The organism is Varibaculum sp. C0165D1, assembly GCF_056590355.1.
The window spans coordinates 92,916-107,172 of the sequence record NZ_JBWPVY010000001.1 but is presented as its reverse complement, the minus strand read 5'-3'; the positions used below and the strand labels follow the sequence as shown (position 1 = coordinate 107,172).

The 14,257-nt window shown below is 51.6% G+C and carries 10 protein-coding genes; 5 read left to right on the top strand and 5 right to left on the bottom strand.

Annotated elements, in window-relative coordinates; all coding sequences use genetic code 11:
- Window position 1: 1 nt before the first annotated feature.
- Both purE and AC1EKS_RS00475 read right to left on the bottom strand, forming a co-directional pair.
- Window positions 2-472, bottom strand: a complete 471-nt coding sequence (gene purE / locus AC1EKS_RS00480; RefSeq protein ID WP_481008310.1) for a 5-(carboxyamino)imidazole ribonucleotide mutase — start codon at window positions 470-472, stop codon at window positions 2-4.
- Window positions 463-3,912, bottom strand: a complete 3,450-nt coding sequence (locus AC1EKS_RS00475) for a phosphoribosylformylglycinamidine synthase (RefSeq protein ID WP_481008309.1) — start codon at window positions 3,910-3,912, stop codon at window positions 463-465. Before AC1EKS_RS00475 ends, purE begins: the two co-directional genes overlap by 10 nt.
- 408 nt (window positions 3,913-4,320) lie before the next feature.
- Between AC1EKS_RS00475 and AC1EKS_RS00470 the strand changes: the two genes are divergently transcribed.
- On the top strand, window positions 4,321-4,629 hold the full coding sequence (locus AC1EKS_RS00470) for a thiamine-binding protein (RefSeq protein ID WP_481008308.1): 309 nt from the start codon (window positions 4,321-4,323) through the stop codon (window positions 4,627-4,629).
- A gap of 175 nt (window positions 4,630-4,804) precedes the next feature.
- Here AC1EKS_RS00470 and AC1EKS_RS00465 read toward each other — a convergent pair whose 3' ends face one another.
- Window positions 4,805-5,260, bottom strand: coding sequence for a cupin domain-containing protein (locus AC1EKS_RS00465; RefSeq protein WP_481008307.1), 456 nt, complete (start codon window positions 5,258-5,260; stop codon window positions 4,805-4,807).
- Window positions 5,261-5,465: 205 nt separating this feature from the next.
- Between AC1EKS_RS00465 and AC1EKS_RS00460 the strand changes: the two genes are divergently transcribed.
- Both AC1EKS_RS00460 and AC1EKS_RS00455 read left to right on the top strand, forming a co-directional pair.
- Window positions 5,466-7,100: a hypothetical protein gene (locus tag AC1EKS_RS00460; RefSeq protein WP_481008306.1), complete on the top strand. Its 1,635-nt coding sequence runs from the start codon at window positions 5,466-5,468 to the stop codon at window positions 7,098-7,100.
- 196 nt (window positions 7,101-7,296) lie between these two features.
- Window positions 7,297-9,144 (top strand): hypothetical protein, encoded by a 1,848-nt coding sequence (locus tag AC1EKS_RS00455; RefSeq protein ID WP_481008305.1) that lies wholly within the window; start codon window positions 7,297-7,299, stop codon window positions 9,142-9,144.
- A 216-nt stretch (window positions 9,145-9,360) separates the two neighbouring features.
- Here the strand turns inward: AC1EKS_RS00455 and AC1EKS_RS00450 are convergent, their stop codons facing one another.
- Entirely contained in the window at window positions 9,361-10,251 is an 891-nt protein-coding gene (locus tag AC1EKS_RS00450; RefSeq protein WP_481008304.1) for a DUF3824 domain-containing protein, read from the bottom strand.
- Between the two features lie 496 nt (window positions 10,252-10,747).
- Here AC1EKS_RS00450 and AC1EKS_RS00445 point away from each other — a divergent pair, with 496 nt between their 5' ends.
- Window positions 10,748-10,963 (top strand): hypothetical protein, encoded by a 216-nt coding sequence (locus tag AC1EKS_RS00445; protein ID WP_481008303.1) that lies wholly within the window; start codon window positions 10,748-10,750, stop codon window positions 10,961-10,963.
- Window positions 10,964-10,979: 16 nt separating this feature from the next.
- Here AC1EKS_RS00445 and guaA read toward each other — a convergent pair whose 3' ends face one another.
- On the bottom strand, window positions 10,980-12,572 hold the full coding sequence (guaA, locus tag AC1EKS_RS00440) for a glutamine-hydrolyzing GMP synthase (protein ID WP_481008302.1): 1,593 nt from the start codon (window positions 12,570-12,572) through the stop codon (window positions 10,980-10,982).
- Between the two features lie 153 nt (window positions 12,573-12,725).
- Here guaA and pta point away from each other — a divergent pair, with 153 nt between their 5' ends.
- Window positions 12,726-14,240: a phosphate acetyltransferase gene (gene pta / locus AC1EKS_RS00435; RefSeq protein WP_481008301.1), complete on the top strand. Its 1,515-nt coding sequence runs from the start codon at window positions 12,726-12,728 to the stop codon at window positions 14,238-14,240.
- Window positions 14,241-14,257: the final 17 nt, after the last annotated feature.

Genomic DNA, 14,257 nt, shown 5'->3' with positions numbered 1-14,257 from the left:
CTTAAAAACTAACTGGGTCAGCAGTGAACTTTTTCTTCATATTGGCGCGGTACTCTTTTAGCTGCGCGGCAACCTGCTCATTACTGGTCCCAATAATCTGCACCGCAGCCATAGCGGCGTTATAGGAATTGTTGATCCCCACGGTGGAAACCGGGATTCCTTTGGGCATCTGCACGATTGAGTAGAGGGCGTCTTGTCCGCCTAAAGCCGCATCTAACGGTACTCCGATCACTGGAATCGTGACTTTAGAGGCGATAACTCCTGGCAGGTGCGCTGCTAATCCCGCCCCGGCAATGATGGCTTTTGCCCCCGAGTCCACAGCCTCTTTTAGGATTTGCTCTAAAAGTTCTGGTACCCGGTGCGCCGAAGCAATAAACGCTTTATATTCCAATCCGAACTCATCTAAACATTTCGCAGCGCCCGCCATTTTGTCTTTATCGGAGGCGGAACCAAAAATGATTGCTACATCCATCGGAAATAATTAACCCCGTTTCTAAATAGGTTTTGTTCTATTTCGGGACAGTAGTTGAGGTATAAACCGCTACCGCTCCTTTCTGAATGGCCCATCTTCCCCAGGATTTGTCCCTGGTGAGCCAACAGCCCTTCGATTCCGAAGGAAGATCCATTGGGGTTTTCCCCTAAATATTGGGTGGCGATCTGGCCAGCGGCCGAGTATTTGTGGTACTGCTCTGGGCTCATCACTACCCGTCCTTCTCCATGAGAAATCGGTATCTGGTGGACTTCTCCCACGTCGTAGGAACTTAGCCAGGGGGACGCCACCGAGGCCACCGCCGTATGCACGATTCTAGCTACGTGATGTCCACTATCATTTTCTGCCAAGGTAGGCGAATCCGGATCCAGGTCCCGAATCTGCCCATAGGGCAGCAATCCCGATTTGATCAGTGCCTGGAAGCCATTACAGATCCCCAGGATTAGGCCCCCTTTGCGCAGCAGCGAATGCACGGCCTCTTTAACTTGCTCTTGCCGCAGTACGGAAACAATGAACTTTGCAGATCCATCCGGCTCATCTCCCACGGAGAATCCGCCTGGAAGTGCCAGAATATCGGCTTGCTCGATTTGGCGAGCATAGGAGGCGGCGCTCCGATAAACCTCGGTTACTACCTGCGCGCCCTCGCGGGTAAAAGCCCGAGTCATATCGTATTCGCAGTTAGTGCCAGGGAAGATAGGGATAAAAACCTGGGGGGTGTGCTTTCGATAGGGAGCGTGACGGGTTTTGGTTAAACAAGTTTCGCTGACTCGTGCCACTTTTTTCTGGCTGATCCGCTTGCCGGCGGTGGGGAAAATCTCCGCTAGGGGCTCTTCCCAGGCCTGCTGTAAAGCGTCCAAATCTAGCTGCTGTCCGTTAATGGCACTTTCTGCCCAACGGCCGGTATATCCCAGCAGAGGCAGATCCAGGTGCTGGTCAGTTTCAATCAGGAAACTGCCATAGCGAGAAGCAAACAGGTCTTCTTCAGTTTTGATTTCAAAACCAATCCGATTCCCGAAAGCCATTTTTGCTAGCGCCTCTGCGATTCCTCCATACCCGAGGGCATAGGCCGAGAGCGGATCAATCTCTTGCAGTTTGTCTAGGGCTGCTTGGAAGGATTCCAAATCCACTGTTCCCAGCTCATCGGTTTCAGCTTTCAACAGGTAGAGCCGGTGATTACGGGCTTTAAATTCGGGGGTTCTAAGCTTAGTCGCGTCTTGCATCCCGATAGCGAAGCTAACCAGGGTGGGCGGCACATTCATATCTTCGAAAGTGCCGGACATGGAATCTTTGCCCCCGATGGAAGCTAAATGGAAGTGGCGCAGCACCCGATTGGCACCGAGCAGCGCTTCCACCACGGTTCCCCATTTTTCGGGGTCATCGCCTAGGCGCGGGAAGTACTCCTGGAAACTAAAATATAGATCCTGATAGTCGACACCGGCTGCGGCCAAGCGCGACATGGATTGCACTACCGAGACAATAGCGCTGTGATAAGGGCTCAGTTCGGCCAGCGAAGGTTCAAAACCGTAGGCCGCTACCGAGGCTACCTCGGATTGCCCATCCTCAACCGATACTAGTTGGGCGCTGACCTGGGAGGGAGTGCGCTGGAACTTACCCCCGTAGGGCAAGGTTAAAGTGGTAGCCCCAATAGAGGAATCAAAGATTTCGTTTAATCCTCGCTGCGAACAGATGTTTAAGTCCGCCAGGTTATTTGCCAGTTTTTCCTGCACGTCTGCGCCGGAGACACTGCGCTCGGGAGTGATTTCTCCGTTAGACACGGTCGCAAATTGCGCTTGGGAACGCACCCCATTGGTGTCAAGGAAGTCCCGAGAAATATCGACGATCGTTTCCCCTAAATAGTGCATCACCAGGCGCCTCTCGGCAGTCACGGTAGCCACATGGGTTACTTCGACATCTTCGCTTTCGCAAGCGTCATAGAAGAATTGCAGATCAGCCGGATCGATACACACTGCCATCCGTTCTTGAGATTCCGAGATTGCCAATTCGGTACCATTAAGCCCCTGGTATTTAACCGGTACCAGGTCGAGTTCAATTTCTAGTCCGGGAGCCAGTTCCCCGATGGCAACCGATACTCCCCCGGCGCCAAAGTCATTACATTTCTTGATCCGCTTCGCAACCTCGCCGCGACGGAACAGGCGCTGAATCTTGCGTTCAATAATCGGGTTACCTTTTTGTACTTCCGCTCCGCAGGTTTGGGAGGAGTCCCGGGTGTGAGTCTTGGAAGATCCGGTAGCTCCCCCGATCCCGTCACGCCCGGTGCGTCCTCCGATCAGCAAAATCAAGTCGCCGGGAGCAGGTTCTTCGCGAATAATATTCTCTGCGGGGGCAGCCCCCACCACGAACCCTAATTCGAGACGTTTTGCCCGGTAACCAGGGTGATAAAGTTCTTTAACATAGTTGGTGGTCAGCCCAATCTGGTTGCCGTAGGAGGAATAACCAGCAGCTGCCCGCTGGGTGATTTCTTTACTGGAAAGTTTCCCTTCGATGTGGTCCTCTATCCGGGGATCGGCGCTGCCTGTGATCCGCATCGCCTGGTAGACAAAGGTACGTCCCGATAAGGGATCCCGGATGGCTCCCCCAATACAAGTAGAGGCGCCGCCGAAAGGTTCAATCTCGGTGGGATGATTGTGGGTTTCGTTCTTAAACTGCAGGATATAACGCTCGCCGCCCACGGTTACATATACCGAGCAGGCGTTGATCTCGTTGGAGACTTCCTGGTTTTTCACGTTTTCTCGTTTAGCCGCCAGCGTCGCTAAATCCATCAGGGTGATGGGTTTTTCACTATTGCGTTCCGCCAGGTATTGATCCCATTCTTCCTGCAAGCGTTGAGCATAGGGGCCCGAGAAAGTGGCGTCAGTTAGTTCCGTTTCAAAAGTGGTGTGACGACAGTGGTCTGACCAGTAGGTATCGATTACTTTGATTTCAGTTTCGGTAGGTAGACGTCCAATACTGTCAAAGTATCCTTTGATAAACAGCAGGTCGTCTTTGGTCATCGCCAAAGAAGCGTTTTCATAGTAATCTTCAGTGATTTCAATGCTGGGTGGCAGTTGCCGGTTAGGCACATAGGTCTGATTCTCCAACACCGACATGTCTTTCAGACGCATCTCGATGGGATTGAACTTAACCTCGCCCGTGTGCCCGTATCCGCATTTAACGGTAGCTTCATATCCTTGCAGCTGTAAGCACTTTTCTGCGGCATCGGCACGCTGATCAAACTGTCCGGGCAAGTATTCGAGGACGTAATAGTCTTCGATATCGATCTCGTCGAGTACCAGATCCTGGTTTATCTCTGCGAATACTGTGTATTTGGCTTTTTCCAGTGCAGCCGCGTCAAGGCCGAAAATGTCATAGACATTGAACTGGGTAGTATCGTTCTTCTTCCTTACGAAAATCCGCTTATTCAAAGTCTTCCCTTATATGAAATAGCTGCCCGGTATGAAATTTTACGCGCGGAATCGGGAAGTCGTCTGAATTCTCGCCCACTGCCCAACCGCATCCCCCTGACCACTGGTTACACCTGCTGCCCGGGGAGCCTGTTAGTTGCTTACCTCGGACTTCTTGCAGGAAGCCCTAAGGAACCAACCACCCTTTAAGCCTAGCAGGGTCGCCGCCTTGCGTACCAATCTGTTAGCAGATATAGCCGGGCTAGATTCGTCACTCTTCTGGGTATTTTTTGTTACCCGGAGGAAGGTTCGCTTATTTCCCACACCGCGCACTTTTGTCCCGCAAAATAGGCAATAAATATTTTAGGAACGCCTTATCCCCTAGCCAGCCGTAGCAAGATTAGCGACCATCAGGGTTAAAGTAAAAATATGTTAGTTGCATTTTCTATTACTCCCTCTGCCTCTGATGCTGATGGCGGAGTACATGATGCCGTTGCAGCCGCAGTCAAGGTGATTCAAGATTCCGGACTGCCGAATCGCACCGACCCTATGTTTACCACCATCGAGGGCAGTTGGGATGACTGTATGCAGGTAGTTAAGGATGCCTGTGAAGCGGTATCCCATTACGCCCCGCGGGTATCACTAGTGCTGAAAGCAGATATTCGTCCTGGTCGTAGCGGTGAAATGACGGCAAAACTTACCCGCTTGGATGCCGCTCTGGACAGGTTAGAGTCCTAAAGCGGACCGCTTTCAAAACATCTGGGTTAATGCCGAAAGATCTGCTATTGGGAAAGCAAGTGGCGCCGCCCCTAAAATCAGGGCGACGCCACTAAAGGTTATTTACTGTATTTAGCCCCCTGAAAATAGCGGCTTTGTTGAGCTATTCCCGGGGACCGCTGCTATCGTAAGTGGGCTATTTACCCAGCTGTACTGTCCATTCGGGAGGTACATCCTTGCCGGATTCCTCGTCCTTTTCTGCCTGGGCGAAAGTCTCTTGCACGATTCCCTTCGCGTGGTGGGAGGGCGAATAGATTGCATAAACCTTCATCGGTTCATCTCCGACGTTGATAATGTCATGCCATTTGCCGGCAGGTACCATTACCGCCCAGCCGTCACCGACTTCCTGTTCGAAGGTGAGGTTATCTTCCGCATCCCCCATCACCACTTTGCCTTTACCGGCATCCAGGCGTAGGAACTGGTCGTTGTCAGGATGGACTTCCAGCCCGATGGATTCGCCTACCGGAATAGACATCAGGGTTACCTGCAGATATTTCCCGGTCCACGCGGTGGTGCGATAGTTGGTGTTTTCTTTGGTTTCGGTTTCCAAATCGAAGCTATAAGGCTCCGGTCCATTGTCATGAACTGCCACAGTATTTTCCTTTCATTCGCCTTTGAGATCGTTCTCTTCCATGCTAGCCAGGGTGATACCAGGCTGCAGCACTTCTTAGAAAATATCGCTACCAGCGTTGAAAGCGGATGTAATTGTTTTGAACTTATTAATAGGACGCCCTGGTAGCACGATCTGATTTTTAGTTTTTTGTTTCACTGTTTAGAAGGCTTGTTAAAGTGGGGTTATGTCGAAGTTTTCCCCTGACGAAGATAATAATGCTGCCCGCTCCTCCGGATTTGCTAACGCCAATCTCCCGGCGACCCCGCCAGTTCCGCCGGTTTATCCGGGGCAGCCGGCACCTGCTAACTATCCGGGGCAGCCGATACCGGCTGCCTACCCAGGGCAACCAGCTCCTGGGGGATTTGGACCGGTGCCTCCTGCTTACCCTGCCGCGCAACCGACACCTCCTGCTTTCCCAGGGCAGCCGGCTCCGGGTGGGAAAGCTAAGTCTCGGCGGGGTTTGATAATCACCCTCTGCGTGTTGTTAATACTTGCGGTTTCTGCTTTGGGGATCACCCTTTACAAAGTATTTCTCACTGATGATTCTTTAGCAGTAGGGGTCAAACCAGCTTGGGATAAACCGTCAAAAGTAGTGATAGAAATAAAAAAAGAATCCCGGCAAGCATATACGCTTTACGAACCTAAAAAAGACAAACTGGTTTTAGTGCAACCCTTTAAAGATGGCAGCGGAGTTGGACAACTATTAGATCCCAAAACTGGAGCTAAAATCGGTAAACTCATAGCCTTACCAAAATGCGATAATGCCTTTCAACACCCCTACTTAACTGCCGGCGGGAAAATCGCATGCGTCAAGAAAGACACAATAAAAATCAATCAGAATAAGAAATACCAGTTCAAAGAACAAATCTATGCCGATAAACACCTGCTAGTTGGAGCTAGCCCCTCCGCCACAAACGCCCAGCAAATCGTGGCCTATGACCCTGACAGTAGCAAACTACTATGGGTGCAAAATCTGAAAAATCCCGCCTCCGTCACCTGTGACGGCAAAGGAATCTACACCACCAGTATCGCTGAAGATTCCTCCTCGAATCCCACCCAAAACTCGCAGGATACTACCGAAAATACCGAATCTGAAGAAACCAATCCTCCCGCCCCAAAGCAATCCACCGAGCTAGAGGTCATGACCTTGACCGGCAGTTCTACGGCACAACCTAACCCTGAAAAAGAGTTAAATCCTAGCGAGAGCAAACCAGACGGCCCCCAGGTAGCCAAAGACGCCATCAAAAACATCGACTTCGCCACCGCCTACCTGCCCGTATATGGACTTGAAAACTGTTCAGATAAAAATTTCTGGAGTAAAAGCGACGGCACTCCCATATCGAGAAAAATGCCAGGAGAAACCACTCCCTGCTGGGCAACCATGAAAAACGGGGAATCCATTGAAAAAGTCTCCGCTCCCTGGGATGAGGGAGTACAGTTTCCTGCCCTCAAGCTTTCAGAAAACGAGGGGAATAGCTCCAGCTTTTTTGATTCCGAAAGCTTTACCGCAGACACCAGCAAGCGGTATAGCGTGGCATACGGAGATGCAAACGGTGATGGTTACCTCGATGCGCTGCTCATAGCCAATGATTTAGAAGCGGTCAGTTTCCAGTTGGCGATTTTTGATCCCAAAGACCCAGAGCACCCCTTTATTTCGATAATTGGGGGCACTCAAGAACCGAATATAGTAAGAATCGAAAGCCCGGGAAAAATTACTATTTCCTATCCAGCATCTATGTCGTCTTCAGGAACTGAGGAGACCATAGCGGAATTATCGATTACGGGGCATGAAATTACCGGTTACAAAAAATTCTCCTAATGCCGACTAGTATCGGGGGTTCCTGGGGGTATTTGCTTGGTTTAAGCGGCTAACACCGTGCTTTGTCTAGAAGTTCTAGCTAGCTGCTGACGGTTCTGCAGATTCTTCTAAGCAGCAATTCTGTTTGTGGGGTTAGTGCTCTTTAAACTGTCTAGTTTTTCAGCTACAGACAGATTGGGATTGTTAAAGTGGGGTTATGCCTAAGTTTTGCCCTGCTGAAGATGCTAATGACGGAACTTCTGAGCCGGATAGGGCTGCAGAATCTGATTTCGCTCCCAAATCTGCCTCTTCCCCCCAAAGCATTGCCGCTGATAGTGGGGACGCGGTCGCAACCAACCCGACTTCATCGGAATCAGTAATCACCCCCGGACCTATGCCGGGAAGGAAAAACATTACTTATCCTCCCTACCCGCAAGACCCCGTCTCTGGGCAAACCTACCCGAAATACGCCGCAGTAGCTCCTGCAGCCCCTAGTGATTACCATCCAGAAAACCCGCCGCAGCCAGCAGCTTATCCTAGCTCTCCGCCGGTTCCAGCTGGTGTACCCGGGGGCCAGTTCCCGCCTTCCTATCCTGCGCCACAGCAGATGGCACCTGCTTACCCATTTAACCCTGCCCCTGGTGGCGCTATGCCTCTCCCTGGCGGACCACCCTCAAAAAAACGTAAGTCCTACCGGGTGCCGATTGTGGTCTTGAGCGTGGTATTAGTGGTCGCGCTGTGCGCCTTAGGAACCGTCCTCTACAAGGTACTTAGTCGCGATGACTCTCTAGCAGTGGGAGTAAAGCCGGCTTGGGAAAAACCGGCGAAAGTCCAAGTAAAGACCAAGGGCGAGCCAGGCTTAGCGTATACGCTTTACTCGCCCGAAAAAGACCAGCTGTTTTTGCTACAACCATTCAAAGACGGAACCGGCACCGCCCAAATGCTCGACCCTAAAACCGGCGCCAAAAGCGGAAAGCCTATTGCGCTGCCAAAATGCGATAACTCCCTAAAATACCCTTACCAGATAAAGGGAGGGAAAATTGTATGCGCTACTAAGGACATAATAAAAGCCAATACGAATAAGAAATACCAGTTCAAGGAAGAAATATTTATTAGCGGATACCTGGTAGTCGGCGCCAGCCCTTCAGCGACTAATGCCACGCAAATCGTGGCCTACAGTCCCAAAACCACGAAAATTTTATGGGTGCAGAACCTGAAAAAACCGGCCTCCGTTACCTGCAATGGCAAGGCAGTTTACACCACCACTGTGGTTGGGGATTCCTCTTCCGAGACTACCCCGGATTCAGGAAGCAGTACAGAGAATCCTATGCCACAAGGTACGCAGGCCTCCGGAGAGGAAGAGTCCCAGGAACTCGAGGTCATGGCCCTTAGCGGAAGTTCCGAGGTGCAAGATTCTCCCGAGAAGGAGCTGAGCCCAGCCGCTACCCAGCCAAGTGAACCTCAGGTAGCAAAAGATGCCATCAAAAACATTGACTTCGCCAACGCTTTTCAGCCTCTCGTAGGCTCCCCGGAATGCGCCGAAGCTAATTTTTGGCAGAAAGCTGACGGAACTCCCATTGCCCGGAAGATGCCGGCTGCCACCAGTGAATGTTGGGCAACCATGAAAAATGGAACTTCGGTTGAACAGTTCACTCCCGCGCCCATGAATCCGGAATCTCATCTGGACGCGATTAAGCTAACAGGCAACGAGGTTGATGAGCTATTTGATTCGGCAAGTTTTAAACCAGATCCCAGCAAATCCTATGCGGTTGGATACGGGGATGTAAACGCAGACGGTTATCTAGATGCCCTCCTGATAGTTGACGTATACGAAGGAAATGGCTTCAACCTGGCAATCTTTGATCCGGCAGATCCCGAGCATCCCTATCTAACTGCGATTGGGCCGGCTCTAGAAAACGGAGTGGTGAAAATTGTTGCTCCCGGCAGGGTTAATATTTACGGATCTGATCCGGTACTGGGTTCAGGTAGCCCCGATTTAATAGCAGAAATGTCAATTAAAGGCTTTGAAATCAGCGACTATATCGATCACTACTCCTCGCTATAGGGCGGCAGGTCTGCCATACCCGGACGAGCAACAGCGAGGTACGGAGGAACCGGCATTTTCGGCTCCGGGAAAGCAAGTGGGCAATTGCCAGCTGCGGATAACTCTTAGGGTAAGAAGTTGGGGTTTTCCGCCAGTTTAGTCCTGGCGGAAAACCCCAACTTATGATATTGCTTATTTACTAGGTCGCTTCAAAGACGCCCTTCAGCAGTAACGGAACTACTGATCGAACATTCTCTTTAGGTTCTCTAGTTCATCGACTTGGTTTTGCACCGTATCTTCTACCGCAGCCTTTGCGCTCTCTTTGACGGAATAAGTCCCGGTAGGAGCGGCCAACATCCCAATTACTAGGGAGGCACACAACGTCCAGATAATGAAGAAAATGGTATGACGCATCTCTGGGCTTTTATCTTGCGGATACAGCTCTTTTAAGCCACCGAAGATCAACAGCTCCATCATTAAGAAGGAGGCCGATATCAGCACTTGTAGGACCAATATTAATATTAAAGGCAAAACGGGGATCGGTAGCAGGGAAATCAAAAACATTAATGCCAACGCAAAGGAGGGCATCACCAGCCCCGTTGCCACTATCGAAGCTACCTGAGTAAAGGTAATGGTACTTTGCTTAGTGCGAGCAGCAGCTAATGCTAATGCCGCCCTCAGAATTACTACCGCGAATGCCACCAGGGTGAACACCACAAAGCAAAGCAACCAATACCCAAAATATAGAATGCTATAAGTTCCAAACCCCGAGGAACCTAGCAATCCTCCGGAGAATATATCCGCACTTCGGGCGAGGATCACCGAGGAACTAAGTCCCGTCACCAGTGAAAATAGCACCATCATTACCCACCACCAGTGTTTCAACTGGAAGTTGGCTTTCACCTGTTGCTGCCCCTCAGATTTGTGCATGGCTACAAAAGTAGGCCAAATAGCTTTTAAGGCAAGGACAAAATCGTTAGGCGATTTTTGGGGTTGCGGATAGCCAGGGAGGTTCGCAGCATAAGGAGGCTGCATCGCTGCTGGATTTACCGGCGGATAGCCCGCCTGCGGATACCCCACCATTTCTCCCTGGGGTGCCGAAGCTGACGGAGGAAGAGGCTGTGGCATTCCGGCTCCCCCTTGTGGCGGGTAAGGCGGATACCCAGCGGGCGGAATCGGTTGCTGATAATTTCCCTGCGGAAATTGAGGATTCATTCCTGCTGGTGGAGCGGGCGGAAGTGGAGGATTCATTCCCCTAGCTGGCGCTGATCCCTGCGAAGCCCCAGGAAATGGAGAAAAAGAGCTGTTCACAGGACCAGAGTTACCACCGGACGCAAGCCTAGTTTGGGATTCGTCTGGTTCCTGAGCTTGTTCATCAGGCTGAAAATGGGGTGAATTACTCAATGTATTTCCTTTCAAACTATTGCAATACCCAAATTCTAGCATCGTAAATTTCATTGAGCAGAACACTTGAAAATATTCGTCCACTCTCCCCAGAGTGCGCTTTTATGCTACTTATTCCCCGGCTTTCCTCTCGCACTATTATTTTTAACAATTCAAGACCTAGCACCTCTATAATTTTGGCATTGCTACCGCGAACCCAGTATCTACAGAGAGCAGCATCATGAAAGGCACTCCTGCTTCCTTCATTACCACTATGGACTCCCCACAGGAAGGATGGGTCAATATCGGCAGGAACCTTTACGTATTCCTATCAATACCGACCGCCTCAAAAATTCAGGTGCTGGAAGCAGTGTTCGAAAAAATTGGAATCAGTGGGGAAGACCTTCATTTTGAAATCCGCCTCGATGAGACAAATAATTCCCAAGAAACGCAGTAGTCGATTAAAGATTCGGCTATTCCCACTCGATGGTCCCCGGGGGCTTGGAAGTGCAATCTAGCACCACCCGGTTAATCTCGGGAATGTCCCCGGTGATGCGGTTGGAAATCCGTTCCAGCACTTCGTAGGGCAGGCGGAACCAGTCGGCGGTCATTGCATCCTCGGTTACTACCGGGCGAATCACGATCGGATGCCCGTAGGTACGGGCATCTCCTTGGACGCCCACGCTGCGCACATCTGCCAGCAATACCACCGGGCATTGCCAAATCTGACGGTCTAGCCCGGCAGCGGTTAGCTCCTCACGTACTATCCGGTCAGCGGCACGCAAAATGTCTAGGTTCTCTTTGGTGAGCTCCCCCAGAATCCGCACCCCCAGACCTGGACCGGGGAAAGGTTGGCGCCATACCAAGTTTTCCGGCAGCCCTAGCTCTGTCCCCAGGGCGCGTACTTCATCTTTAAAGAGAGTACGCAACGGCTCTATCAGTTCGAAGGAAAGATCCTCCGGTAGCCCTCCCACGTTGTGGTGGGACTTGATATTGGCGGCACCTTCTCCCCCGCCCGATTCCACAACGTCTGGGTAAAGGGTGCCTTGCACCAGGAATTTTATTTCTTCTCCGGCTTCGCCGGCTTCTTTAACGAGGGCCCGCTGGGCATCCTCGAAAGCGCGAATAAATTCCCGGCCAATAATCTTGCGTTTTTGTTCCGGGTCTTTCACTCCGACGAGGGCGTTAAGGAAGCGTTCAGATTCGTCTACCGTCACGATCTTTACCCCACTGGAAGCGGCGTAGTCGCGTTCTACCTGTTCGCGTTCACCTTCTCGCAGCAGACCGTGGTCGACGAAAATGCAGGTAAGCTGATCGCCGACCGCCCGGTGCACCAAGGCGGCCGCCACTGAGGAATCTACTCCCCCCGACAGACCGCAAATCACTCGGGCATCTCCTACCCGCTCACGAATCTGGCTAATCTGATGCTCGGTAATCGAACGCGGATCCCAGTTCGGCTCTAGCCCCGCCGCCTTAAACAGAAAGTTGTGAATCAGCTGAGTGCCGTACTCACTGTGGCGCACCTCGGGGTGCCACTGCACTCCCCAAATGGGACGCCCCTCAACTTCGAACGCCGCAATCTGGGCTCCCGGCGAACTGGCCACCACTTTTACCCCTGCCGGCAGCGCTTTCGCCTCGTCATTGTGCGACATCCACACCACTTGCTCGCCGGGAGTATCCGCAAATAACGGGCAATCGGTGGCGACTTTAGCATCGGCCTTCCCGTATTCATGACGACCGGCACTCGCAACTTTACCCCCCAGCATCTGGGTGAGCATCTGGAATCCGTAGCAGATTCCTAAAATCGGAACTCCGCTTTCTAAAAGCTGCGGATCGATATGGGGGGAGCCTTCCTCATATACGGAATGTGGCCCCCCAGAAACGATTAATGCCAGGGGCTTTCTCGCCAGAACCTGCTGGGCAGATAGCCGAGGAGAGACAATTTCGGAATATAAATGGGCTTCCCGCACCCGGCGCGCAATCAGCTGTGCGGTTTGGGCACCCATATCAAATACGAGGACGGGACGTACCCAATCAGGACTTGTTTCATTCACGTCTTCCAGCATACCGGGAATTATTGGGCCGAGTAGCCTCCGATAAAGAAAGATTCCCCACCACGCCCGTAAAATATATACAATTTACTCTATCTTTATTGTTGCTTTACCTGGTAATCTAGATAGCAAATAGATTTTCATTGCAGTGGAAGGAATACCTCTACCATGTCAAGCTCCTATTATCTAGCGCCTTTGCAGGCAGCTATCAATACTGGCACCATTACTACCGCTCTAGCGCAGCTACTGGGAAACTTACCTGTCCAGAAGGTGTTTCAAAGTGGATTACCCGCGCCCCCAGATTGGGTTTTGGAAACTGAAAAATCCGCCCAGAAAATAATTGATACCTTTCCCGCCAGTGAAGATGCCCTCTACGATGGGTCCTATACCGCTACTTTTCCCGGTGTTGATATGGCCACCGTGCATGGCCGCGCCGCAGCCCATCTGCTCTCCCCTATGATTTTGCTGATTGATGCCTGCGGAATGGACGAAGAAACTGCCATTGACACTGCACACATTATGGCATTTACTGCCGCGCAAGCAGGTGGAACCGCAGTGGGAACCATCCTGCTAAACGCGACCTTCACTCCCTCGGTGTCCTTAGAGCATGCGCCAGTAGTGGCGGTCGCTGGTAGCGAAGTGAGCGCTAGTGACCTCGCTAAATTAGTGCCGATGCTCGAGAACCCGCCGCGCCTAGGGATCCCTCCCCTTGCCTATCAGGGGATACTTACTGCGCGCGCCAAAGCCACCCCATCTGCGATTGTGCTACCTGAATCCGAAGATGACCGAGTATTACAGGCTGCTGCCCAGATTATGCAATTGGCAGCTGCGAAGATAATCCTGCTGGGAGAAGAACCCGAGGTCGCTGCCCGCGCCCAGGAGCTCAATCTGGATTTGAGTGGCGCTAAAGTAGTTTCCTTGAGCGATCAATCCCTAATTGAGCGTTACGGTCACAAACTTTGCGAGCTACGAGCCAACAAGGGGGTTACCCCGGAAAAAGCCCGGGAATTACTAAAAGATTCCGCCTATTTTGGCACGATGATGATTGCGTGCGGAGACGCTGACGGAATGGTATCGGGAGCCTGCCACACCACGGCTAATACTATCCGGCCCGCCCTCCAGATTATTAAAACCAAGCCGCAGGTGTCGACCGTGTCGGGAGCGTTCCTGATGCTGTTTTCCGATCATGCTGATCTTTATGCTGATTGCGCAGTTTCGATTGATCCAGATTCCAATCAATTAGCAGATATCACTGCCTCTAGCGCCCAAACTGCCGCCCAGTTCGGTATTGACCCGAAAGTCGCGCTAATCTCCTATTCGACTGGCGATTCGGGCAGTGGGGAAACCGTAGAAAAAGTCTCTCAAGCAGTAAAGTTAGTCAAGGAAAATCACCCGGAGCTAACAGTGGACGGTCCCTTGCAATTCGATGCCGCTGTCGATCAGGCAGTTGCGGCTAAGAAATGCCCCGACTCGCCGGTGGCGGGACAAGCTCACGTATTTGTGTTTAATCACCTAGATGTTGGAAACTGCGTATATAAGGCGGTACAGCGGACTGCGGGAGCGATAGCAGTGGGTCCAATTCTGCAGGGACTGAATAAACCGGTCAACGATCTCTCCCGCGGAGCACTGGTCGAGGATATAGTCAACACCATCATCATTACTGCGATTCAGGCGCAGGGATAATGCCCCCAAAGGAGGAA